The following is a 22899-nucleotide window of genomic DNA, read 5'->3' as shown; positions in this document are numbered from 1 at the left end:
CTCGCTGGTGTCGGGTCGCTCCGCTCCCTGTTCTCGGTTCTCGGTACCTCTGCTCCGCGTAGAAACGTGCGGCCTCGCGGTCGTCAGTCGTCGCCCGCGGCGGGTTCGACTTCCGCGTCGGCCACGCCGAGTTCGCCGGCCCGTTCCAGGTCCTCGAGGTAGCCGTCGGCGTCGATGGCGGCCTTGCAGCCCATCCCGGCGGCCGTGACAGCCTGTTGATAGTGGTAGTCCACCACGTCGCCGGCGCCGAAGATTCCCTCGACGGCGGTGCGGGTCTGCCCGCCCCCGTCACCGCCCAGCGTCTCCAGGTAGCCCTCCTCGTCCATCTCCACGCCCGTCCCCTGGAGGTACTCCGTGTTCGGTGTGTGGCCGATGGCGTAGAAGACGGCCCCGACGTCCATATCGAACTGCTCGGTCTCGGGGTCGTCGAGGTTCTCCTTCGGGTGGCCGGCCTCGTTCCGGGCGAGTGTGACGTGGTCGACGCCTTCCTCCTGGGTGCCGTGGATCTCCAGAAGCTCGGTGTTGCGCATGATCTCGATGTCGCCGGCGTCGACCTTCTCCATCACCCGCTCGATCCAGTGGTCCTCGGCGCGGAACTCCTCGCGGCGGTGGGCGAGGTAGACGGTGTCGGCGAACTTCGTGAGGAAGTGGGCCTCCTCCATCGCGGCGTCGCCGCCGCCCACGACGAGCATGTCCTCGTCGCGGAAGAACGCGCCGTCGCAGGTCGCACAGGTCGAGAGCCCGTAGCCCATCATCGTCTCCTCACCGGGGACGCCGAGGGTACGCGCCGACGCGCCGGAGGCGGCGATGAACGCGTCCGCCGTGTAGACGGTGCCGTCCTTCAGCTCGACCCGGAACGTGTCGTCCGCGCGCTTCTCGACGTTCGTCACGATACCGTGGTCGATTTCGGCGCCGAACTGCTCGGCCTGCTCCTTCGCGTTGTTGATGAGGTCCGGGCCGGAGATACCGTCCGGGAAGCCGGTGTAGTTGGCCACGTCGGTCGTCAGCGTAAGCTGGCCGCCGGGCTCGTCCCCCTCGAGCACCAGCGGCTCGTTGTTCGACCGGCCGGCGTAGATGGCCGCCGTCAGTCCTGCCATTCCCGTGCCGGCGACGATGAGCCGCCGGTGTTCGATGTCGTCCTCGCTCATGCCCGACAGTAGGCCACGAAGCCGTAATAAATCACGCCCCTCCGGTGCCCCTGGCGCACACGCACAACGGCTAAATGGCGGGGCTGGAGCCCGTTGCGGCCCGAAATCGTGCTGCTGGGAAACGTGGCACACGATTAAATCCCCACCCGTGCTACGCCAGCGTACGCATGTACGCCGATATCCTCGTTCCGACCGATGGTTCCCCGGGCACAGACCGCATCGTGGAACACGCGGCCGCGCTCGCAGACGAGCACGGTTCGACGCTTCACCTCCTGTACGTCGTCAACACTGCGTCGTTCGCCAATCTCCCGATGGAGTCCTCGTACGAGGGGGTCGCCTCGATGCTGGAACAGGAGGGCGAAACCGCACTGGACGACGCCGCGGAGACCGTCGAACGGGTCGCGCCCGACGTGACGGTCGAGCGCGCCATCCGCGAGGGGTCGCCCGCGCCCGAGATCGTCTCGTACGCCACGGACAGCGGGTGCGATGTCATCACGATGGGTACCCACGGCCGGGGTGGTATCAATCGCCTCCTGCTCGGGAGCGTCGCCGAGCGCGTCGTCCGGAAATCGCCGGTCCCGGTGCTCACGGTTCGGGTCGGCGAGATTCCGGACGAGTCCGAGGAGTAGCCAGCCTGGACCCATCGATGCGCCGTCGCACGTTCCTGGCTACCGGTGCCCTGACCGTGACCGCCGGATGCGGTCGAACCCTCCGCTACGCCGACGAGTTCGAGGGGACGCCGACGAAGACCGGGACGCCGACCTACTCGCCGGGTGGGTCGTTCTGGGAGGGGCCACTCTGGGTTCGCGCCATCAACGGCCGGGCCGACACCACCGCGACGTTCACCGTCACCATCGAGCGGCTCTCCTGTGGAGCCCGGCCGACAGCGGACGGGTCGGCCTGCGACGGCCCCGGCGAGACGGTGTACGAGGGGACGCTCCGTGCGCCGGGGTTCGACACCGGCGACGACGGCTCGTACTCCGGGATGAGCGTCTCGCTCGTCTTCGGGGACGGCGAGAACCGCACCGTGGTCCCCGGCCCCGAGTTCGCGGCCGCCGAGGACGCCGTGACCGAGCAGGGCGACTACCGGGTCACCGTCGAGGCCGCCGACCGGCGCCGCGTGCTCGGCGTCCGGGCACACGCCGGCGTCCGCGGCATCGAGGCCGGGCTCTCCATCGACGGGGAGCTGCTGCTGGAGGCCGAGACCGACCCGGCCAGCGGCGCCTTCTCCGACCCGGGGACGGTCACCGGGAGCGGGACCCCCGGCGACCGCGACCGGCCGACCTGACCTGCCACCCTCACGCCCGGCTCACTCCGCGGGGCGCAGGTGCTCGCAGTCGCCGGCGGAGACGCGCCGGGTCCCCTCGTCGGTCTCCACGACGAGCGTGCCCGGGAACTCGATGTCGACGGCCTCGCCGACCACCTCGCCGCCGGGCGTCTCAACGCGCACGCGTCGGCCGAGGGTGCTGGCGTACTCGCGCCACGCCGGCAGGACGCGCTCGGGAGCCGCGCGAAGCTCGTCGAACGTCTCCAGCAGCCGCTGGACGAACAGTCGCCGGGGAACGTCCGCCTCGTCGTGGCCGGTGCGCTCGCGAGCGGCCCGGAGGGTCGTCGCGTTCGCCTCGGGCGGCAGGTCGCTCTCGTCGAAGTTGACGTTCACCCCGATGCCGACGACGACCCACGAGACGCGGTCGGCCTCGCCCTCCATCTCCGTGAGGATACCACAGAGCTTTCGCTCCTCGGCGTCCTCGCCGTCGCCGACCGGTACGAGCACGTCGTTGGGCCACTTGATGCGCGCCTCGACGCCGGCCTCGCGGGCCGCCCGCGCGACGGCCACGGCGGCCGCGAGCGTGTAGACGGGCACCTGTGCGGGCGGGAGGTCCGGGCGGCAGACAACCGAGAGCCAGACGCCGCCCGCCGGCGAGGACCACTCCCGGTCCAGTCGCCCCCGGCCGCCGGTCTGCTCGGCCGCGACGACGACGGTGTCCGTGGCCCCGTCGGCCGCCAGCTCGCGGGCCCGCTCGTTGGTCGACCCCAGTGAGTCGTGGAACTCGACCTCGAACGGGGCCTCGAGGCCGTACTCGATGGCCGCCCCCCCGTACTCCGGGATGGACTGGAGGACGTACCCATCGTCGGTCCCCTCGACCTCGAAGTCGGCCTCGCGGAGCGCCTCGACGTGTTTCCAGACGGCGGCCCGCGAGACATCGAGTTGCTCGGCCAGCTCCGGCCCCGTCACTGGGCCGGCCGACAGTGCGTCCAGCACCCGCCTCCGTGTCTCCTGCATACGCGCCGCTACAGGGGGATGGGTTGTAATGGTAGCCCGCGTGACGAGCTGGAGCCGTGGTCCGTTCGGGAGACGGTACTCCCCGAAACCGCCGTTCGCTCTCCGCCGCCTGCTCGCTGCCGCCGGTGCTCTCCGCTGCCTACTCTCCGCTGCCTACTCTCCGCCGCCGGCGCTCCCCGAGGCGGCGTCGTCCGTGCTGCCCGCGTTCTGGAGCGCTCCGAGGAGCTGCTGGCGCAGGCCGCGTGCCTCCTCGACATCGGCCCGGAGCGCGGCCACGTCCTCGCGGAGTGCCGCACGCTCCTCGCTGGCTTCCTCGACCGACTCCCGCGCCGCCGCCACCTCCTCGCGAAGGTCGGCGACCTCGGCCTGGAGCTCCTCGGCGGCCTCGGCGGCCTCGGTCGCCGTCGCCGCCACCGACTCGACCGTTCCGGTATCCTCGATGAAGTCGGCCAGCGCGTCCTCGTAGGCCTCGAAGGCCGAGAGCCGTGACTCCAGCTGCTCCAGCCGGACCGTCACCGTCCCGCCGTGGTCGGCTCCGCCCTCGTCGTCGAGTCCAAGCGCGCTCCGGATAGCGCGCTGGTCGGCCTCGTCCGCGGCCGCGAGGCGGTCGGCCAGTTCGTCGACCCTCGCCCCGGCTGCCGCGGTAGTCCCGGTCGACTCGCCGTCGTGGGGCGCGTCGGCCGTCGAGCCGCCGGCGTCGGGCTCCTCGGCTGCCCCGCCTTCCTTCTCCGTCGTCTCCGCCTCCTCGTCCCCCTCCGCGGCATCCGGTTCGGGCGGCGACAGGTCCAGCTCGGGTGGGTCCTCGTCGGCGGTATCGTTACCCGCCGAGAGCGGGTCATCAGCCGCCTCGTCCAGTTCGGACTCCACGGCGGCGACGGCCGCTTCCAGTCCGGAGTCGGTGTCCTCGGGGGTTCCCCGGGGTGCTGGGGTGTCTCCGGAGCCGCCCGCCCCCACCGTCTCCGGACCGCCGTCCGTCGCGGCTGTTCCGGGCGTACCGTTCCCCTCGTCGGAATCGTCCCCGATGACCTGCCGGACGGACTCCGCCAGCGCGCCGTCGGTGTTCCCGACGAGCGCCGGGCCGTCATCGTCCCCCGTGTCGGTTCCCTCGTCGTCCGGTGTCTCGTCGGTCGCTGCCGTCGACGCCCCGGCTTCGGGCTCCGTGTCGTCGTCCGACTCCGCAGCCGCGCCCGGCTCCGAGTCCGCTGTGGCATCGGCCGCCGCCGTTCCGGCGTCCGCGTCCGACAGGTCCGGCTCCGGGAACGTCGGCAGGCGGTCCGGCGCCTCGGGAAGTTTCAGCCCCAGGACGTACTCCACGGCCTCGTCGTCGGGGACCGTCCCGGTTCCGTGGACCGTCTCCCCGTCCACCGACCACTCCCCCGGCGCCGCGTCCGTCCGGAAGCCGACATCGGCCATCGCCAGCTCGTCTGGGAGGGGCTGTGTCAGGTCGACCGCGACCGGTGTGTCCGCCTCGGCGGTCAGCTCGTAGGTGACCACGATTCCCTGGTCGAGCCGCTCGACCGTCCGGTGGAGCGTCACCGGCCCCCCGTCAGTCCCGTCCCCCGAATCCCGCCCCGTTGCACCGGTCGCACTGGATGACATACCACGACGCAGGCGCCGCTTGGTGATGTACCGTTGGCGTACCCGGGCGTGGCCGGGAGCCCCCGGAATCGGACGGGCGTTTATGTCGGACGCTCGTCTGCCGGAAGCCGTCGACCCGGCGGCACACGTTTTATGCGTCGGCGTGGCCAACCCCGTGGTATGGTCCAGTGTGAGATGTGCGGGGCCGAGACTGGCGCCCCGAAGACGGTGAAGGTCGAGGGGGCCGAACTCGAGGTCTGTGCCGACTGCGCCGACTTCGGGACCGAGGTCCGCACCGAGAGCAGTTCCAGCGGGTCGACGAAGTACTCGACATCGTCGTCCTCGTCCTCGTCCAGTTCCGGCGGGGGCGGTTCGAGCTCCAGCTCGTCGTCCTCGGGCGGCGGCTCCTCGAAGGGGCGCCGCCGGGACATGTTCGACGACATGGACGAGGTCGCACAGGATTACGACCAGCGTATCCGCTCGGCCCGGGAGTCCGAGGGGCTGAGCCAGGAGGAACTCGCGAACCAGCTCAACGAGAAGGCCAGCCTCATCCGCAAGCTGGAGCGCGGTGATGTCCTCCCCAGCGACTCCGTCCAGAACAAGCTCGAGCGCGCCCTCGACATCACGCTGACCGAGGGTGGCGACGACGGCGAGACGGAGTGGGAGGGGAGTTCCTCGGCCGGGACCACCACGCTCGGCGACGTGGTCAAACGCAAGGACTGACCCGGTGTCCCCACTCGTATCGAGCGGTCCATAGCCCTCCTAGCAGCGCTTATCAGCACCCCCTCGGGAGGTGCACCCGATGCCCGCGTCCCGCCGCACGGAAGTGGAGGCTCCCGACGACTCGCCCCCCGTCGAACGGCTGTCCGCCACGCTCGTGGCGTACACCGACCGTCCCGACCGCCGAACCATCTACCCACACGGAACGACGAGCGTCGCCCGGATGTCGACCTGGCTCACCGCCGACGCCGACGCGTTCGTCGCCCTCGAATCGATGCGGTAGGCCGGCATCGACCGGAACGGTGCCGGCCAGTCGCGTCGGTGCTCGCCGGCGCCCGGACCGAACGATATCGGTTATCCAGATATCTGCGGGTTTGAAGCACTGTACAGTGACTTGTCGGCGTATATCGACACTAATTCTCCTGTCTGCGGGTTCCTACACTCGCTCGACCGTGTCCGCCCGCGCGAGGTACTGCTCGCGTCCGTCGGGAAGCGGTTCGTCGAGCGCCACCGCGACCAGCGGCTGTCCGTACTTCGTCGTGTACGTCGTCCGGAGGACCGTACCCGTCCGCTGCTGCCCGTCAACGGTCACCGCGACTGTCGCCCCGTCGAGGTCGGTCATGGCAGGTCGTTGGTCGCGACCCGTAAATATCAAGCGCCAACGCCTTACCCGGCGGCCCGAACCTCCTACCAACTCGCGGTCGTGCGGGGAGCGGCCCCAGCCGACCGTGGGGGAAGGGACACGGGACGTATGTCGATGAACGAACCGAACGAGACGGGTGAACAGTGGACGAACGACGGAAGCGCCGCGAGCGAGGCGGGGGACGCGACCGGCGAGCCGGCGGCCGAGGAACTCCCCCAGCTCGCGAGTACCCTGGTGCGGTACGACGGCGAACCCGACCAGGTGACGGTCTACCCGCCGGGGATGAGCAGCATCGAGCGGATGTCCACCTGGATCACGGTCGACGCCGACGACTGTCTGGAGCCGTCGGAGATGCGGTAACGGCTCCGGACGCGGTCGTGTCGGGGCCGCGGGGCGCTCCCGCCGGTCCCGAAGCGGTATCTACTTGCGCCGAGCGGCCGGGCTGCCGGTATGTTCGTTCTGGTCAACCTCAAGACGTACCCGTGTGACCCCGTCGCGGTGGCCGAGGCGGCCGCCGACGTCGCCGCCGACACCGACGCGCGCGTCGCCGTCGCGCCGGAGGCGACCGACCTCCGGCGGGTCGCGACAGTGCTCGACGGGACCGCGGCCGAGGCGTTCGCCCAGCACGTCGACCCCGTGGAGCCGGGGAGCAACACCGGCCACACCCTGGCCGAGACGGTCGCCGACGCTGGTGCCACGGGGACGCTCTGTAACCACTCCGAGCGCCGCCTCCGGCTCGACCGCATCGACGGCGCGGTGGCGGCCGCCGAGCGCGTCGGCCTGGAGACGGTCGTCTGCGGGAACACCCCCGAACAGGTCGCCGCCGCCGCGGCCCTGGGGCCGGACGCCGTCGCCGTCGAACCGCCCGAACTCATCGGTACCGGCACGCCCGTCTCGGCCGCCGACCCCGATATCGTCGAGGACGCCGTCGCCGCCGTGGACGCCGTCGACGAGGACGTCTCCGTCTTCTGTGGTGCGGGCATCTCGACCGGCGAGGACGTGGTCGCGGCCCGTGACCTCGGTGCGGAGGGCGTCCTGCTCGCCTCGGGCGTCGCGAAGGCCGACGACCCGCGGGCGGCGCTGGCCGACCTCGTCGCGCCGCTGTAATCCGGTGCCAGGCGGTATCCGGTCCGCGGCGGCGGTCCCCATTCGACCCGCCGCCGGCGGGCGGTCGAACGACATTCCACCGGAGTATGCCGCGTCCCGGCGAGCCTCCCCGGGATAGACGGCTCGTTTATACTGCACTGTCCGAAACGGTCGGAGCATGCGCCACTCGAGCGTGGGGGATGGGTCCATCTCGGGGGCCGGGGAGGACGTTCGCGTCATCCACGTGGACGACGATGCGACGTTCGCCGACCTGACCGCCAGGCAGCTCGAACGAGCCGATGGGTCACTGACGGTCGTCGCGGAGGCCGACCCGACCCGGGTCCTCGACCGACTCGCGGACGAGTCGTTCGACGCGGTCGTCAGCGACCACGAGATGCCCGGGCTGACCGGGCTGGAACTGCTTCGCGAGGTCCGGGCGTCGCACGGGGACCTCCCGTTCGTCCTGTTCACGGCGAGCGGCAGCGAGGCGGTCGCCAGCGAGGCCATCGCCGCGGGGGTGACCGACTACATCCAGAAGGGTCGGGAGGCCGAACAGTACGCCGTGCTCGCGAACCGCATCCGTAACGCCGTCGACGGGGCACGGGAGCGCGCACGGGCGGACGACCTCGAACGTGTCAATCGCCTCATCCGCCGCCTCAACCGTCGAATCGCCCGGCTCGACAGCGCCGGGGGCATCGAGCGGACCATCTGCGAGACCATCGCCGGGGCGGAGCCGTACCGCTTCGCCTGGCTCGGTGACCGCGACGAGCCGACCGACGAGATACGCGTCCGGGCCACCGGAGGTGACGCGACCGACTACGTGGACGCCGTGGACATCCGTGCGGACGAGAGCCCGCAGGGTGGTGGCCCGGCCGGCAGGGCCGTTCGGACCGGCGAGACGCAGGTCGCGCAGGCGATTCCGGAGGACCCGACGTTCGCCCCGTGGCGGGACGCGGCCGCGGACTACGGGTTCCGGTCCGTCGCCGTGCTGCCGTTGCAGGGGCCAGCGTCGTGGCACGGCATCCTCGCGGTGTACGCCGACCGCCGTGACGCCTTCGACGAGGGCGAACTGACGGTGCTGGAGGAACTGGCCGACACCATCGCTGGCGCCCTCGACGGCGCCGCGGCCCGACGCCGCCTGGAACGGCGCGAGCGGGAACTGGAGCGCTACGAGAACATCGTCGAGGCCTCGGGCGACCCCGTGTACGTCATCGACGACGAGGGGCGGTTCCGCTACGTGAACGACCGGCTGGTCCAGATGACCGGATACGACGAGGCGACGCTCGTCGGCGAGACGGTCGATATCGTCCTCCCGCCGGACGACGTGGCACAGGGGGAGGTGCTCATCCGGTCGCTGCTCGAGAGCGGCGGCCAGCGCGGCACCTACGAGATGACCATCGTGACGGCCGACGGGGAGCGCCGGGCCTGCGAGAACCACGTCTCCCTACTCCCGTTCGAGGAGTCGTTCCGGGGGACGGTCGGCGTCGTCCGTGACATCTCGCGGCGGAAGGAACGCGAGCGGGAACTGGAACGACAGAACGAACGGCTCGAGGAGTTCGCGTCCGTCGTGAGCCACGACCTCCGGAACCCGCTGAACGTGGTTCGGGGCTCGGTCGACCTCGCGCAGGCCACGGACGACGTGGACGAACTGGACCGGGCCCGCCGGGGGGTCGAACGGATGCGGACGCTCATCGACGACCTCCTGACGCTGGCGCAGGAGGGCAAGGCGGTCTCGACGTTCGAGCCGGTCGCGCTCGGCGAGGTTGCGACGGAAGCGGCCGGGCTGGTGGAGGCGCCGGCCGTCGAGTTCCGTATCGACTCCCAGCAGACCGTGTTCGCCGACGCGACCCGGCTCCGCCAACTGTTCGAGAACCTGTTCGCCAACGCCGTCGACCACGGCCGGTCCTCACAGGATGCGGGCCAGTCGACCCCGGCGGTCCCGGCCGGCGGGAGTTCCGGCGGAGGTGACTCATGCGGCGACCGCCTGGTCGTCACCGTCGAGCCACTCGCCCCGGGACGCTCCGGGTTCTCCGTGGCCGACAACGGCACCGGCATCCCGCCGGAGCGCCGGGAGCTCGTCTTCCAGGAGGCCTACTCGACCAGCGACGACGGGACCGGGTTCGGACTCCGTATCGTCCAGCGGATCGCGGCGGCTCACGGCTGGGATGTCGCCGTGACCGACTCGGCTGCCGGCGGCGCCCGGTTCGAGTTCACGGGCGTCGATGTCATCGACTGACACCGGTCCGAACCGGAAACCGACAGACTCGTACCCGCGTCGGTCGGCAGGCCGACAATGCCCAAGCTTGCACGGATCGAAACCGACGCGGGTGTCGAGCGCGGCGAGTACGAGGACGGCGTCGTCACGGTCGACTCCGGAACGTACGACACGACGACCGACGAGGCCACACTGCTGGCGCCCTGTGAGCCGTCGGTGTTCTACTGTGTCGGCCGGAACTTCGGCGAGAAGGTCGACCAGATGGACTACGACATCCCCGACGAGCCGGATTTCTTCATCAAGCCGCCCGTCTCGCTCCACCCACCCGAGCAGCCCATCCCGTACCCGACGTTCTCGGACGAACTCACCTACGCCGGCGAGCTGGCCGCGGTCATCGGCGAGCGTTGCAAGGACGTCGACGAGAGCGAGGTCGACGACGTGGTCGAGGGGTACACCATCCTCAACGACCTCGATTGCCTCGACCAGGAGCGCCGCACCGCGCGGAAGGCGTTCGACGCGAGCGGCCCGCTGGGGCCGGTCGTCGACACGGATGTCGACCCGGTGGGGCTGGAGATGGAGACCCACATCAACGGCGAGCGCCGCCAGCACGACAACACCGAGAACATGTTCATCGAGCCCCGCGAGGTCGTCGCGTTCATGTCCGAGCGGTTCACGCTGAAGCCGGGCGATGTCATCTCCTTCGGGTCGCCGGCCAACCCGGGACTGGTCGAGCCGGGCGACGCCATCGAGATCCGCTACGAGGGGATTGGCACCCTCCGGAACACGGTCGACGAGCGGGACGCCTGACCGGTTCCGTCGGTCCCGCACGACGCTACCCGGGGATAGTGGAACGGGTCGAAACCGGGCGTGGGCCAGTCTTTATCAGCGTTCCGTGTCCGTACCCTCCAATGAGTAACGAGGACCCGGCGAGTGATGGCAGTTCGCCGGACGGCAGCGAGGTCGGAGCTGACTCCCGGGGCGTCGTTGCCGACGGCGAGGGCGGGAGCGCCGTGGGTGAGGAACCACTGCCGGGGGTGGCCGAGGCCTCGCTCGACAGCGATGGGGACGTTCCCGACGAGGACGCCGACATCGGTGGCCAGCGGGCGGCCCGCGTCCTGGGTGACGAGACGCCGGACGAACCCGACTCGTTCGACAGCGACCTCGAGGCGGTCCGCGAGGAGGTACTGTCGGACGTCCGTGAGTCGCTCCTGAAGGACCCAGAAATCGATGCCGATTCGCTCGATATCTCCGAGTTCTTCGACTTCTCCTACCTCGAACGGTACGAGGAGGTCGAGCGGCGATGGGTGAACCGGCCGTACGCGTACGTCTCCGTGGTGTACGACCCGTCGGAGCGCGAGTACCGCTACCGGGTGACCGAGCCGGACCTCGACGAGTTCGAGAGCTACGTCCGGACCGACCTCGTCGAGTACCTCCGGAACACGCTGCTGTACAAGGACGTCGACTCCGTGGCCAACCGGCGGGAGGTGTTCGAGTCCGAGGTGACCGATATCGTCGCCGACCGGGCCCGCAGCGCATCCCGGCTGGCGCGGCGGAAACTGCTCTACTATCTCCGCCGTGACTTCCTCGAGTTCGGTCCCATCGACCCCATCATGCGGGACCCCGCCATCGAGGACGTCTCCTGTGACGGCGCCGGGGTGCCCGTCTTCGTCTACCACCGGGCCTACCGAGACCTCGACACGAACGTCGTCTTCGAGGCCCGGCGGCTCTCCTCGTACACGGTCCGGCTGGCCCAGCGGGCCGGCAAGACCATCAGCGTCTCCGACCCGCTGCTGGACGCGACGCTGCCGGACGGCTCGCGCCTCCAGCTCACGCTGGGCGGCGAGGTCGCCACCCGGGGTGCGAACTTCACCATCCGGAAGTTCTCCGACGTGCCGTTCTCCCCGGTCGACATGATAAACTGGAACACGTTCTCGCTGGCGGAGATGGTCTACTTCTGGCTCGCCATCGAGAACAACAAGTCGCTCATCTTCGCGGGTGGCACGGGGTCGGGGAAGACGAGTTCGATGAACGCCATCTCCTTCTTCATCCCGCCCAACAGCAAGGTCATCTCCATCGAGGACACCCGCGAGGTGGACCTCCCCCACTCGAACTGGATACAGTCGGTCACGCGCTCGTCGACGACCCGCGAGGGCCGCGGCGAGGTCACGATGTACGACCTGCTGCAGGCCGCGCTCCGCCAGCGCCCCGAGTACCTCCTCGTCGGCGAGATACGGACCCAGGAGCGGGTCGCACTGACCTTCTTCCAGGCGATGGGCACCGGCCACACCGCCTACACGACGATGCACGCGGACGGCATCGACACGGTGCTGAACCGGCTCCAGAACCCGCCGCTGTCGGTGCCGACGGCGATGATACAGGACCTCGACATCGTGAGCATCCAGAAGCAGTCGTTCCTGGGCGACGAGCGCGTCCGGCGCAACCAGACCATCGTGGAGGTGGTCGACGACCAGCCCGACCCGACGAGCGTGCGGACGCGCGACATCTTCGACTGGGACGCCCAGACCGACACCCACGAGCGGGTCGGCGAGTCCGACGTGATGGCCCAGGTGGCCGACGAGCGCGGGTGGACCGACGCGGAACTCCGCCGGGAGATCGACCGCCGCGAGGCTGTTCTGGAGTTCCTCGTCGAGGAGGACATCACCGATTACCGCGACGTGGCCTCCGTCATCCACCTCTACCAGAAGGACCCTGACTACGTCCTCGACCAGGTGCGCAGCCGCGGCTACGAGGTCGCCTGATGACCGACGAGCCAGCACCAGAGGACGAGCCAGCGCCGGATGACCCCGTCGACGATCGCCCCGGCGCGCCGACGGCGGACCCCGTTCCCGGTGACCCGGACGGGCTCTCGTCCCGCCACGCGAGCGCGGGGAGCCGTCGCCCGGACGGTGACCGGGAGGAGGACCCCCAACTGGACGACGAATCCCCCCCGTCGACGCCTGACGAGGAGAACCCGGAGGAGATAATCGAGGGGCTCCCCGGCCCGGGCGGCCCGGACGAGTCCTTCCAGAAGCGGTACCGCTCCGACATCGGCTACCTCGAGACGTTCTTCCGGTCCCGGCATCGGGAGTTCGCCGACTACCAGCGCCTCCTCAATCAGGCCCGGATGGCCCGGTCCTACGATGAGTATCTCACCCGGGCGACGCTGGTCTCGCTGGCGGCGGGGCTGGCCGGTGCGTTGCTGGGTGTGCTGCTGGCCGTCCTGCTCGCGCGAACCGGCGTCCTCGCCGGTATCACGACGGGGCTGGGCGGCGAGTTCGGGACGTTCGTCGGGCAGTACCGCCTCCCGTTCGCGGCCGTCGGCCTCGGTGTCGTCCTGGCCGCGGTCCTCGGCGGGCTCACGTTCGCCGGCTTCTACTACGCGCCGGTGTTGACCGTCTCCGGGCGCCGGCAGGAGATCGAGATCACCCTGCCACAGGCCATCGTGTTCATGTACGCCCTCTCGTACGGGGGGATGAACCTGACCGAGATACTCCGGGCCGTGGCCGAGGCCGACGACACCTACGGCGAGGTCGCAGCGGAGTTCGACACGGTGTTGCGCGACCTCGAACTGTTCGGCAACGACACGTTCACCGCGCTCCAGAACCTCCGGAACAGCACGCCCAGCGACGGGCTAGAGGAGTTCCTCGACGACCTGCTGGGCCTGCTGGAGTCGGGCGGCGACGTGACGGTCTTCCTCGAGGACGCCGCCGCGGACTACCTCGAGGAGGCCCGCGACGAGCAGGCGGACTTCCTCGAGACGCTGGCCATCCTCAGCGAGGTGTTCATCGTCGGCTTCGTCGCCGCGCCACTCTTCCTCATCGTCATCCTCGTCGTCATCAGTCTGGTCGGCGGGCAGACGCTCCTGCAGGTGGCCTCGCTGGTCTACCTGGTCATCCCGGTGGGGATGGCGTCGTTCATCGTCCTCGTCGACGTGCTCTCCTCGCCGTTCGTCCAGACGGGCCACGTGGAGGCGCCCGACAGGGGGGCGTTCGACGGCGGGGCCGGGGCCGGGGAGTTCCAGCCCATCGGCGCCGCTGCCTGGGCGGACGAGGACGAGCCCCATCGGGGGCCGTTCTCGGGTTCACAGGCCGGGGATACCGCACCGACGGCCGACACGGAACGGCTCGAACGGACCGCGGCGGACCAGCCGACCACACACGAGCAGTCGCTGCTGGAACGGACCACAGCGGCCGTGAGTGACGAGGGGGGACCCCCCTCGATGCCGGCGAGACCGGCCGACCGGTCCGGTCCGACCGCTGACGGCCCCGCCGACGGAGCCACGGACGGCTCCGGGGAGGGGGAAGCGGACCAGCAGGAGGCCGCCGCCGAGCCACCAGACGAGCGCATCCGGTCGTACCGGCGTGCGCGGCAACTGGACTCGCTCCGGAGCATCGCGTCGAATCCGATGGGCCTGTTCCGCCAGCGCCCCAACGCGACGCTTCTGGTCTCGGTCCCGGTGGCGGTTCTGGTTGCCGCCGCGCTGGTCGTCACGGGGGTTGTCGAGACGACCTACGGGGCGCTGCTGGACGCTCCTGTCTTCACGACCACCGGGCTGGTGGTGCTCCCGCTGTTCCTCGCCACGCTCCCGCTGACCTACTACCACGAGCGCAAGACCCGGCGCGAGCGGAAACTCGCCGAGCGGTTTCCGGACACGCTGAACATCCTCGCCTCCGCGAACAAGATGGGTATCGGGCTGACGGAGGGGCTGGGGCTGGTCGTCCGCTCCTCGTCCGGGCTGGTCGCCGAGGAGCTCCGGAAGGTCCGCAACGACATCATCTGGAACGCCTCCACCGGAGAGGCGCTGCTGGCGTTCGGCTCCCGACTGGAGGTCCCCCAGCTCGCCCGCACTACGCGCCTGCTGGCCGAGGGGCTGCGCTCCTCGGGCGACCTCGCACGGGTGCTGTCGGTGGCGGCGGAGGACGCCCGCGGCCGCTATCGGCTCGAACGCGACCGCCAGCGCGAGATGGTCTCGTACATCGCCATCGTCGTCATCGGCTTCCTCGTCTACCTGCTCGTGGTGGTGGCGCTGGAGGCGAGCTATCTCGCCCCCGTCTCCGAGACCGCGGCCGAACAGGTCGAGTACGTCGGCGAACAGCGCGCCCCCATCTCGTTCAGCGACGTCCCCATCGAGGAGTACCAGCTCCTCTTCTTCCACTCGGCCATCATCCAGGGGTTCGGGAGCGGACTCCTCGCGGGGAAACTGGCCGACAACAGCATCCGGAGCGGGCTCAAGTACGGGCTCGGACTCGTCGCGCTGTCCGTGGTCGTGTTCGCAATCATCTGACAACATCCAGAATACGTTCATATCAATGAAATTGCGCGCTAAAACCGACAACCGGGGTGTCTCGGAGATAATCGGGGCGATACTGGTGTTCGGGCTGGTCGTCCTCTCGCTGGTCATCTTCCAGACCAACGCCGTCCCCTCGGCCAACGAGGAGGTGGAGTTCGACCACAACCAGGAGGTCCAGTCCGACCTCATCGGTCTGGACGCGGAGTTGAGCGACGCGGCCGCCAGCGGTCACGGCGGCACCGCCGTCGTCACCGTCGGGATGGACTACCCGACGCGGTTCCTGTTCCGGAACCCGCCACCCGTCTCCGGCAGCCTCACGACGGAGACCTCGCGATTCACCATCGAGAACGCGGTCGCAGTCGAGGACAACGAGACCGACGACTACTGGAACAGTACCGAGTCATCGGTTCCCCACGAGTACACCTCCCGGCGACTGGTCTACCGCGTCGACTACAACGTCTACGACGAGGCGCCGGAGACCGTCCTCGCCCACGGCGTCGTCTACGACCGCTTCGAGGACGGGCCGACCCGCCGCATCGATGCCGGTGGCCTCGTCGACGGCCGTTCCATCGAACTGACCGCACTCGATGGCCGACGCAACGAGTCACGGGTCGGTGTCGTCTCGGTGCCGGTCACGGCACAGGCCGCGCCCACGGAGACCGTCCGCGTCAGCGACGGCCCGGGAGGCGACAACGTCAATCTCACGCTCCGGACGGAGGCGACGGCTACCAACTGGACCCGGTTCCTCGAGGACGAGGAGCACGTCGAGGCGGTCCTCGGTGCCGGTGACGCCCCCGACGTCGAGCCGGGAACGGTCAAGGTCGTCCTCGAGGAGGGCGTCACCTACGAGCTCGAACTCGCCCGGGTCTCTGTCGGGTCCGCACCGTACACCGCGACGCCGGCGTACGTCACCTCGGTCGGCCCGACGACCCGGACGGTCACCGTCGGTACGGCGACCGACCTGACCGTCGAGGTCAGGGACCAGTACAACGCGCCCGTGGCCGGCGAGCAGGTGACCTTCTCCGTGGACGACGGCGACGGCGCCCCCACGACGGAGACGGTGCCTACGGACGACGAGGGGCGTGCGAGTCTCTCGTACACGCCGTCAGAGTCCGTGACGGTGACGGCGACCGTCGATGGCGGGACCGGCGCCGATGGTGACCCGCTGAGTGTCGTGTACGACCTGACCGCCAGTTCGGCTGGTCGCGATGGCGGCGGCGGTAGCGCCGGGGCGGCCTGTTCGGTCCCTGACTGGTCGAGCACCACCACGAGCCTGCGTCTCGAGAACGCAGAGGAGTGCACCTGGAGCGGCGTGGGGCGCGTCGACAGGCTGTCGCTCTCGAACCCCGCAATGACCCCGCTGAAGGCGGACGGTACGGTCGACCCGGGCAAGCAGTACCTCCGGCTCGCCATGGTGGTCACGGACGGCAACACCACGTACCTGCTCGAGGTCCCGGACAACAGGGAGGGCGTCTCGCGCCAGTTCGACGACGGCAACTGGGGCAACAAGAAGGTACACGTGTTCAAGCGCGCCGGCGACGGGAAGTATCGACGCATCGCCGACACCGACCTGACCGACGGCGCACTCGATAACTTCTATCAGGGGGGCTCGCTCGACCTTCTGGACGGGAGCTCCTATCGGAGGACCGACCCGGGCATCGTCGAACTCCGCAACTTCCTGCGGCAGAACACGGTCACCATCCGCGTCGTCGAGAACGACGGGGCGGTGACACTCACTGCCGACTCCGGGTGAGACGAGACGATGGTGACGCCGCGACCGTGAAGAGAGTACCCTCGCGGCAGTCGTCCGACGAGGTGACGGGTGACGACCACGGGGGACTTCTCGCTTACCGCTCCAGCGGTCCATCCAGGGAGGGCTGCCCTCTGTAATATCTTGTACCACGTGGGGCAGAATGGGAAATTGAAGGACCAATACGGCCATTCTGTCCCTGTGTGGGGACATACCACGCCGCAATGCTTACTACCCACTGATGACTTAAAACAGGTATGTCTACTTCGCAAAATCTACGTGGAGAGGGGGGTTTCCGGCGATGACGGTCCGGGAGCCACCCGCGTCACTCACCGACGGTGGGGTCGACGAGATTCCCCGGCCGGCCATCCGGCGGGTCGAACCGGCCGACGAGGTGGTCGTCGACCCTGAGCCACAGCCCGAGATGGAGCCGCTCCACCCGACTGTCGAGGCCGTTCTCGCGGACGTGCGTGAGTATTTCGCCGACGAGGGCGCCGAGCCGTTCGGCGCGCCTACCGACGCGTTCGTCTCGGCGTCGTTCTTCGACTTCTCCTACCTCGAACGGTACGAGGAGGTCGACCGCCAGTGGGTCAGGGAGCCGTTCGCCTACATCTCCGTGCTGTACGACGCGAACCGCAACGAGTACCGCTACCACGTTGTCGAGCCGACGCTCGACCAGTTCGAACAGTACGTCCGTGCGGACCTGGTGACCCTGCTCCGGAACGAGCTCATCTACATGGATTTCGCGCCCGGCGACCGGGAGGGCGCCTTCATGGCCCAGGCCCGCGACCTCATCGACGAGCACGCGGCCACGGTCGCCCCTGGAACGCTCCACAAGGTCCTCTACCATCTCCGACGAACGTTCCTCGGTTTCGGCCCCATCGACCCCATCATGCGGGACCCGAACATCGAGGACATCTCCTGTGATGGGACCGGCGTCCCGGTGTACGTCTACCACCGCGAGTACCGCGACCTGCCCTCGAACGTCACGTTCACCGAACGCCGGCTCAACGCGTTCGTCGTCCAGCTGGCCCAGCGCTCCGGGCGGTCGGTGAGCATCGCGGACCCGCTCGTCGACGCCTCGCTCCCGGACGGCTCGCGGGTCCAGCTCACGCTGGGCGGCGACATCTCCACCCGGGGCGCGAACTTCACCATCCGCAAGTTCGCCGACGTGCCGTACACGCCGGTCGACCTCGCGTCGTGGAACACGTTCAGCGTCGAGGAGATGGCGTACTTCTGGCTCGCCATCGAGAACAACAAGTCGCTGGTCTTCGCCGGCGGCACCGGTTCGGGGAAGACTACCTCGATGAACGGGGTGTCCTTCTTTATCCCGCAGCACTCGAAGGTCGTCTCCATCGAGGATACCCGCGAGATCGACCTGCCCCACCAGAACTGGATCCAGTCCGTGACCCGGTCCTCGGCCAGCGGCGAGGGCCGCGGCGAGGTCACGATGTACAACCTCCTTCAGGCCGCGCTCCGCCAGCGGCCCGAGTACCTCCTCGTCGGCGAGATACGGACCGAGCAGAACGTCGCCCTGACGTTCTTCCAGGCGATGGGGACCGGACACACCGCGTACACGACCATCCACGCCGACAGCGTGGAGACAGCCATCTCGCGGCTGCAGAACCCGCCGCTGTCGGTGCCGACGCAGATGCTGCAGGACCTCGACGTCATCAGTATCCAGCGGCAGACGTTCCTCGGCGACCGCCGCGTTCGCCGGAACGCCACCGTCGCGGAGATCAAGGTCGACGAGACGGACCAGGACCGCGTCGCGTGGAAGGAGATCTTCGAGTGGGACCCGGAGACCGACACGCACGACCGTGTCGGTGACTCCGACGTCCTGACCGACATCGCTCGCGAGCGCGGCTGGACCGACGACGAACTCGACGCCGAGTTCGACGCCCGCCGCCGCATCCTCCAGTACCTCGTCGACGAGGACATCCGGGAGTACGAGGCGGTGGCGACCGCGGTCCAGACCTACGCCCGCAGCCCCGACGAGGTGCTCGAGGCCGTAATCGAGGGGACCTTCGACCCGACCGACTTCGACGTCCGCTCCCACGGTGGGGCTGGTGCCGCGGTCCACGACATGGTCACGGGCGACGGAGCGGCTCCCCCCGGTGCCGGCACCGCGCCGGCGCTGGACGCCACGACCTACGAGGAACTGCTCCAGGCCACGTCCGAAGACGTCTCCGAGGACCGTCCAGAAACGACGGACGCCGAGCAGACCGATGGTGACGGCCGAGCGTCGTCTGACACGCCGGCGGACGACGGGTTCTTCGAACCGGAGTCCGCCACCGACGGCGCCAGCGTCGCGAACGACGGCACCGACAGCCAAGAGCGTGAGGAGCGATGAGCAGCGAGTTCGAGGGGACGCCCCTGGAGGACACGGAGATGACCGAGATCGGGCTCGTCTCCCGGCCCAGCGACCGCCCCGTCACGGCCGAGGAGCGTCGCCGGATGCGCGCCGAGTACGGCCGTGTCCGTACGTACTTCAAGCTGCACCCATCCCGCTACGCAGGCATCCAGCGCTCCCTCAACCAGGCTCGCATCGGGGCGACCTACGACGAGTACCTCGCACGGAGTCTCTGGTTCGCCCTCTTCGGTGGCCTCCTGGGCGCCGTGTTCGGTGTGTTCCTGACGGCCCTCCTCGTCCAGTTCGGCGTGCTCTCTGACCTGCGCAGTCCCATCCAGTTCAGCGGTGGGCTCGCGCGCTACATCGAGGCCAACCGGTCGCTGTTCGCCGGCGTCGCCATCACCAGCGTGTTGACCGGGCTCGTCGGAGCCGGCATCTGGTTCGGGCGGTACTACTACCCAGCCAGCGTGGTCACCTCACGCCGCCAGGCCATCGACGTGACCCTGCCACACGCCATCGTCTACATGTACGCGCTGTCGTACGGCGGGCAGGACCTGCTCAGTGTGCTGCGGGATATCGCGGACGCAGAGGAGGTGTACGGTGAGGTCGCCAACGAGTTCGAGATGGTCGTCAACGACATCGACCTGTTCGGCAGCGACATGTACAGCGCGCTCCAGAGTGCGCGCAACCTGACGCCCTCGGATCGCTTCGAGGGCTTCCTCGACGACATGCTCGGTGTCCTCGATGCGGGTGGTGACGTCACCACGTTCTTCGAGAGCGAGGCCGAGTCCTACCTCCGCGCCGCCGAGGAGGAGCAGTCGGACTTCCTCGAGACGCTGGCCATCATGGCCGAGGTCTTCGTCGTCGGCTTCGTCGCCGCGCCGCTGTTCCTCGTCGTGACGATGGTCGTCATCAGCCTCATCGGTGGGAGCACCATCAGCGCGATGAGCTCGCTCATCTACCTGGTCCTGCCCGTGGGCATGCTGGCGTTCCTCGTCTTCATCGACGTGCTCTCGGCACCGTTCGAGACGCCCTCGACGACCACGCCCCCGGAGCCCACCGAGGAACTGCCGTTCGACCACGAGAACCTCGACGAGGACCAGCGATATGGCTCCTACCAGAGCCGTGCGCGCCGACTCGCGTTCCGGGAGATGTTCTCGGACCCGGCAGCGACGTTCAAGGACGAACCCGTGAACACGCTGTTCCTGACGGTCCCGCTCGCGGTGCTGGCGGTAGCCGGGGCCATCCTCGGTGGACTCGTGGAGCCCTCGATTGCGGCGTTCAGCAGTGACCCCGTCAGTACGACCGGCTGGCTCGTCGTCGCGCCGTTCCTGCTGGTCGCGGTCCCGCTCTCGGTGTTCGTCGAGATGCGAGCGGCCCGGCAGAAGGCGATCACCGAGCGCTTCCCGGACACGCTGAACATCCTCGCCTCGGCGAACAAGATGGGCATCCCGCTCCCGGACGCGCTGGAGCTCATCTCCCGGTACCAGACCGGCCCCGTCGCCCAGGAGCTCCGGTCGGTCAAGAACGACATCGCGTGGAACCACGATGTGAGCCGCGCGCTGATATCGTTCGGCGCTCGGCTCAAGACGCCGCAGCTCTCCCGGAGCATGAAGCTCCTCGCGGACGGCCTGCGCTCGTCCGGCGACCTCGCGCGGGTCCTCAGCATCGCCGCCGAGGACGCCCGCGACCGCGCCCGCATCGAGCGTGCGCGCCGCCGCGAGCTGACGGCCTACATCGCCGTCGTCGTCATCGGCTTCCTCGTCTACCTGATGGTGATCGTCATCCTCGACGCCAGCTACCTCCGACCCATCGCCACGCTGGACACGGGCGGCACGGGTCAGGACCTGCCGCTGTCGTTCGAGAACATCCCGGTGGACCTCTACCGGATGCTGTTCCTGCACTCGGCACTCATCCAGGCTATCGGGAGCGGGCTGCTGGCAGGCAAACTCGCCGAGAACGACGCCCTCGCGGGCCTGAAATACGCCATCGGGCTGGTCGTGCTGACGATGGTCGTGTTCATCCTCGTCTGAAACGAGGACGGCTACCGCGCTTCGGCCCTTCTGCAGTATTGTCCCCTACGGGGGCTATCTCGCCGATTCTGGTATTCATTTGGATAGCAAGTGCTATTAATACAGAAGGCGATAGTATCTCATGAATATTCGATTCTCGACATTCGATGTCGATCAGAGTGACTTGCGAGGTGTATCCGAAGTCCTCGGTTCGATGCTGATCTTCGGCCTCGTCCTTGCAGTGCTTGCAATCGTGCAGCTCAGCGGAGTCCCGGCCGCGAACGAGGAGGTGGAGTTCAATCACAACCAGCGAGTGCAGAACGACTTCCTCGAGTTCCAGCAGGCGGCCGACGTGACCGCGACGCAGGGGTCCGCTCGGTCCGTGAACGTCGAGGCGGGCACCCGTTACCCGAACCGGTTCCTGCTCCGGAACCCTCCCGAGGCAGCTGGAAGCATCACGACCGAGGTCTCGGGCTTCAGCATCGAGAACGCCCGGGCGGTCGATTCTGAGACCGCACAGTTCTGGGCAGGTAGCCTCCGGGAGTACGACTCGAGTGTCGTCGTCTTCCGCCCGAACTACAACGTCTACGACAGTGCGCCCGAGACTGCCTACGAGCACGGCGTCGCCTACAACAGGCACCCGAACGGTGAGACGACGCTAATGGGGACTGCCGAGGTCATCGACGGGAACCGAATCACCCTCATCGCGGTGAACGGGTCCCTCTCAACGGCCAGCGCCTCGGCGCTGGCTCTGGAATCGGAACCGCTGAGTGCTCCTATGCAGAGTGTCAGCGTACGCGATAACCCGGACGTTACGGGCGACAATATCATCCTCACGTTACAGACGGGAATGACCCAGAAGGCCTGGTCCGAACTCCTCGATGACGAACCGAACAACATCGATAGCTGGTCCCTCTCGGGTGGCGAGCTCACCATCGTTCTCGACGAGGACGTCATCTACGACATGCGGCTGGCGAAGATCGGCGTCGGGAGCGGCTACACCGACGAACAGCCGATCTATCTCGCGAACGGCGCGGTGGCACCGCGGTTCGTCGAACTCGGCGGGAACACCATCTCGGTCGAGGTCCGCGACCAGTTCAACACGGTCAAGCCCGGTGTCGACGTGACCTACAACCTCGACGACGGACAGGGGTACTTCATCGACAGCCAGGGAACCAACGTCGGCGGGACCCACGTCGTGACGAGCGACGAGAACGGGCTCGCGAAAGTCGTGTTCAAGCCGACCGGCGGCACCACCGCCACGATTTCCGCGACGGCCGACTTCGGCTACCCCGGGGCCAACCCCGACGACAACGAGATTATCATCTTCGAGGATATCGCAGTCATCAGCGGCGGCGGTGGTGACGGTGGGGGCGACTCGGAGATCAACCCGGCCGCCAGTGAGGCCTTCGAGCTCAAGTCCGCCACCCTGACCCAGGAGAAGGTCGGGAACAAGAACAACATCGGCGTCGCGTACGTGACGTTCGAGAACAAGGGGGACCAGGTGAGCATCGAGGCCGTCCGTATCAACTCGTTCGTCGATAACTCCCAGTCCGCGAGCAACAAGAAGCACCCCGACTACGCCGTCATCAACGGGACGCAGGTGTTCGTCGGGGGCGACTACATCAACAGTTTCGCCACCGGGTTCAAGATCGATTACCAGCCGGGCGAGGAGAAGACCTACCGCATGGAGTTCTGGGACGAGGACGGTAACCCGTTCGATGTCGATGAAGGCGACTTCTTCATCTACTCCATCGAGTTCGAGGACGGGTCCATCTCCCGGTACTTCGTGGTCCCGGACGGCCAGTCGTAGACCCGCC

18 protein-coding genes are annotated in these 22899 nt (G+C 68.6%); 14 read left to right on the top strand and 4 right to left on the bottom strand.

Annotated elements, in window-relative coordinates; translation table 11 throughout:
* Nucleotides 1–83: 83 nt before the first annotated feature.
* Complete coding sequence (locus NL115_RS19705) at nt 84–1148, bottom strand: NAD(P)/FAD-dependent oxidoreductase (protein ID WP_254831024.1); 1065 nt, start codon at nt 1146–1148, stop codon at nt 84–86.
* 167 nt (nt 1149–1315) lie between these two features.
* Between NL115_RS19705 and NL115_RS19700 the strand changes: the two genes are divergently transcribed.
* Both NL115_RS19700 and NL115_RS19695 read left to right on the top strand, forming a co-directional pair.
* Complete coding sequence (locus tag NL115_RS19700) at nt 1316–1777, top strand: universal stress protein (protein WP_254831023.1); 462 nt, start codon at nt 1316–1318, stop codon at nt 1775–1777.
* Nucleotides 1778–1794: 17 nt separating this feature from the next.
* Nucleotides 1795–2436: a hypothetical protein gene (locus NL115_RS19695; RefSeq protein WP_254831022.1), complete on the top strand. Its 642-nt coding sequence runs from the start codon at nt 1795–1797 to the stop codon at nt 2434–2436.
* A 21-nt stretch (nt 2437–2457) separates the two neighbouring features.
* Here NL115_RS19695 and NL115_RS19690 read toward each other — a convergent pair whose 3' ends face one another.
* A complete protein-coding gene (locus NL115_RS19690; protein WP_254831021.1) occupies nt 2458–3432 on the bottom strand; it encodes a biotin--[acetyl-CoA-carboxylase] ligase in 975 nt (324 codons plus the stop codon).
* A gap of 153 nt (nt 3433–3585) precedes the next feature.
* Nucleotides 3586–5031, bottom strand: coding sequence for a prolipoprotein diacylglyceryl transferase (locus NL115_RS19685; protein ID WP_254831020.1), 1446 nt, complete (start codon nt 5029–5031; stop codon nt 3586–3588).
* 159 nt (nt 5032–5190) lie between these two features.
* On the opposite strand from NL115_RS19685, the gene NL115_RS19680 reads away from it, so the two are divergent.
* Nucleotides 5191–5733, top strand: a complete 543-nt coding sequence (locus NL115_RS19680; RefSeq protein WP_254831019.1) for a multiprotein bridging factor aMBF1 — start codon at nt 5191–5193, stop codon at nt 5731–5733.
* A gap of 79 nt (nt 5734–5812) precedes the next feature.
* The gene (locus tag NL115_RS19675; protein WP_254831018.1) at nt 5813–6013 is read left to right on the top strand and encodes a DUF7511 domain-containing protein; all 201 of its coding nucleotides are present in this window, start codon (nt 5813–5815) and stop codon (nt 6011–6013) included.
* 153 nt (nt 6014–6166) lie between these two features.
* On the opposite strand, the gene NL115_RS19670 is transcribed toward NL115_RS19675, so the two are convergent.
* Nucleotides 6167–6352 (bottom strand): hypothetical protein, encoded by a 186-nt coding sequence (locus tag NL115_RS19670; RefSeq protein ID WP_254831017.1) that lies wholly within the window; start codon nt 6350–6352, stop codon nt 6167–6169.
* Nucleotides 6353–6487: 135 nt separating this feature from the next.
* Between NL115_RS19670 and NL115_RS19665 the strand changes: the two genes are divergently transcribed.
* The 10 genes from NL115_RS19665 to NL115_RS19620 all read left to right on the top strand — a co-directional run bounded on the left by NL115_RS19665 (nt 6488) and on the right by NL115_RS19620 (nt 22892).
* A complete protein-coding gene (locus NL115_RS19665) occupies nt 6488–6733 on the top strand; it encodes a DUF7511 domain-containing protein (protein WP_254822582.1) in 246 nt (81 codons plus the stop codon).
* A gap of 90 nt (nt 6734–6823) precedes the next feature.
* The gene (gene tpiA / locus NL115_RS19660; RefSeq protein WP_254831016.1) at nt 6824–7480 is read left to right on the top strand and encodes a triose-phosphate isomerase; all 657 of its coding nucleotides are present in this window, start codon (nt 6824–6826) and stop codon (nt 7478–7480) included.
* Between the two features lie 157 nt (nt 7481–7637).
* Nucleotides 7638–9695, top strand: a complete 2058-nt coding sequence (locus NL115_RS19655; RefSeq protein WP_254831015.1) for a hybrid sensor histidine kinase/response regulator — start codon at nt 7638–7640, stop codon at nt 9693–9695.
* Nucleotides 9696–9752: 57 nt separating this feature from the next.
* Entirely contained in the window at nt 9753–10481 is a 729-nt protein-coding gene (locus tag NL115_RS19650) for a fumarylacetoacetate hydrolase family protein (protein WP_254831014.1), read from the top strand.
* 101 nt (nt 10482–10582) lie between these two features.
* Nucleotides 10583–12433, top strand: coding sequence for a type II/IV secretion system ATPase subunit (locus NL115_RS19645; RefSeq protein WP_254831013.1), 1851 nt, complete (start codon nt 10583–10585; stop codon nt 12431–12433).
* Nucleotides 12433–14958, top strand: coding sequence for a type II secretion system F family protein (locus NL115_RS19640; protein ID WP_254831012.1), 2526 nt, complete (start codon nt 12433–12435; stop codon nt 14956–14958). Before NL115_RS19645 ends, NL115_RS19640 begins: the two co-directional genes overlap by 1 nt.
* Nucleotides 14959–14983: 25 nt before the next feature.
* Complete coding sequence (locus tag NL115_RS19635; protein WP_254831011.1) at nt 14984–16717, top strand: Ig-like domain-containing protein; 1734 nt, start codon at nt 14984–14986, stop codon at nt 16715–16717.
* Between the two features lie 298 nt (nt 16718–17015).
* The gene (locus NL115_RS19630) at nt 17016–19067 is read left to right on the top strand and encodes a type II/IV secretion system ATPase subunit (protein WP_254831010.1); all 2052 of its coding nucleotides are present in this window, start codon (nt 17016–17018) and stop codon (nt 19065–19067) included.
* Complete coding sequence (locus tag NL115_RS19625; RefSeq protein WP_254831009.1) at nt 19064–21100, top strand: type II secretion system F family protein; 2037 nt, start codon at nt 19064–19066, stop codon at nt 21098–21100. Before NL115_RS19630 ends, NL115_RS19625 begins: the two co-directional genes overlap by 4 nt.
* A gap of 193 nt (nt 21101–21293) precedes the next feature.
* Nucleotides 21294–22892, top strand: coding sequence for an Ig-like domain-containing protein (locus tag NL115_RS19620; protein ID WP_254831008.1), 1599 nt, complete (start codon nt 21294–21296; stop codon nt 22890–22892).
* Nucleotides 22893–22899 lie beyond the last annotated feature (7 nt).

Origin of the sequence: Haloglomus salinum (assembly GCF_024298825.1) — an archaeon.
In the GTDB taxonomy this organism is placed as follows: Archaea; Halobacteriota; Halobacteria; order Halobacteriales; family Haloarculaceae; genus Haloglomus; species Haloglomus salinum.
The sequence above is the reverse complement of the archived record's forward strand: the minus strand, read 5'-3'. Positions and strand labels throughout refer to the sequence as shown.

Bases quoted from the DNA above. Each gene is read 5' to 3' on its own strand.
- NL115_RS19705 (WP_254831024.1), bottom strand. From the start codon at position 1,148: ATGAGCGAGGACGACATCGAACACCGGCGGCTCATCGTCGCCGGCACG.
- NL115_RS19700 (WP_254831023.1), top strand. From the start codon at position 1,316: ATGTACGCCGATATCCTCGTTCCGACCGATGGTTCCCCGGGCACAGAC.
- NL115_RS19695 (WP_254831022.1), top strand. From the start codon at position 1,795: ATGCGCCGTCGCACGTTCCTGGCTACCGGTGCCCTGACCGTGACCGCC.
- NL115_RS19690 (WP_254831021.1), bottom strand. From the start codon at position 3,432: ATGCAGGAGACACGGAGGCGGGTGCTGGACGCACTGTCGGCCGGCCCA.
- NL115_RS19685 (WP_254831020.1), bottom strand. From the start codon at position 5,031: ATGTCATCCAGTGCGACCGGTGCAACGGGGCGGGATTCGGGGGACGGG.
- NL115_RS19680 (WP_254831019.1), top strand. From the start codon at position 5,191: ATGGTCCAGTGTGAGATGTGCGGGGCCGAGACTGGCGCCCCGAAGACG.
- NL115_RS19675 (WP_254831018.1), top strand. From the start codon at position 5,813: ATGCCCGCGTCCCGCCGCACGGAAGTGGAGGCTCCCGACGACTCGCCC.
- NL115_RS19670 (WP_254831017.1), bottom strand. From the start codon at position 6,352: ATGACCGACCTCGACGGGGCGACAGTCGCGGTGACCGTTGACGGGCAG.
- NL115_RS19665 (WP_254822582.1), top strand. From the start codon at position 6,488: ATGAACGAACCGAACGAGACGGGTGAACAGTGGACGAACGACGGAAGC.
- tpiA (WP_254831016.1), top strand. From the start codon at position 6,824: ATGTTCGTTCTGGTCAACCTCAAGACGTACCCGTGTGACCCCGTCGCG.
- NL115_RS19655 (WP_254831015.1), top strand. From the start codon at position 7,638: ATGCGCCACTCGAGCGTGGGGGATGGGTCCATCTCGGGGGCCGGGGAG.
- NL115_RS19650 (WP_254831014.1), top strand. From the start codon at position 9,753: ATGCCCAAGCTTGCACGGATCGAAACCGACGCGGGTGTCGAGCGCGGC.
- NL115_RS19645 (WP_254831013.1), top strand. From the start codon at position 10,583: ATGAGTAACGAGGACCCGGCGAGTGATGGCAGTTCGCCGGACGGCAGC.
- NL115_RS19640 (WP_254831012.1), top strand. From the start codon at position 12,433: ATGACCGACGAGCCAGCACCAGAGGACGAGCCAGCGCCGGATGACCCC.
- NL115_RS19635 (WP_254831011.1), top strand. From the start codon at position 14,984: ATGAAATTGCGCGCTAAAACCGACAACCGGGGTGTCTCGGAGATAATC.
- NL115_RS19630 (WP_254831010.1), top strand. From the start codon at position 17,016: ATGACGGTCCGGGAGCCACCCGCGTCACTCACCGACGGTGGGGTCGAC.
- NL115_RS19625 (WP_254831009.1), top strand. From the start codon at position 19,064: ATGAGCAGCGAGTTCGAGGGGACGCCCCTGGAGGACACGGAGATGACC.
- NL115_RS19620 (WP_254831008.1), top strand. From the start codon at position 21,294: ATGCTGATCTTCGGCCTCGTCCTTGCAGTGCTTGCAATCGTGCAGCTC.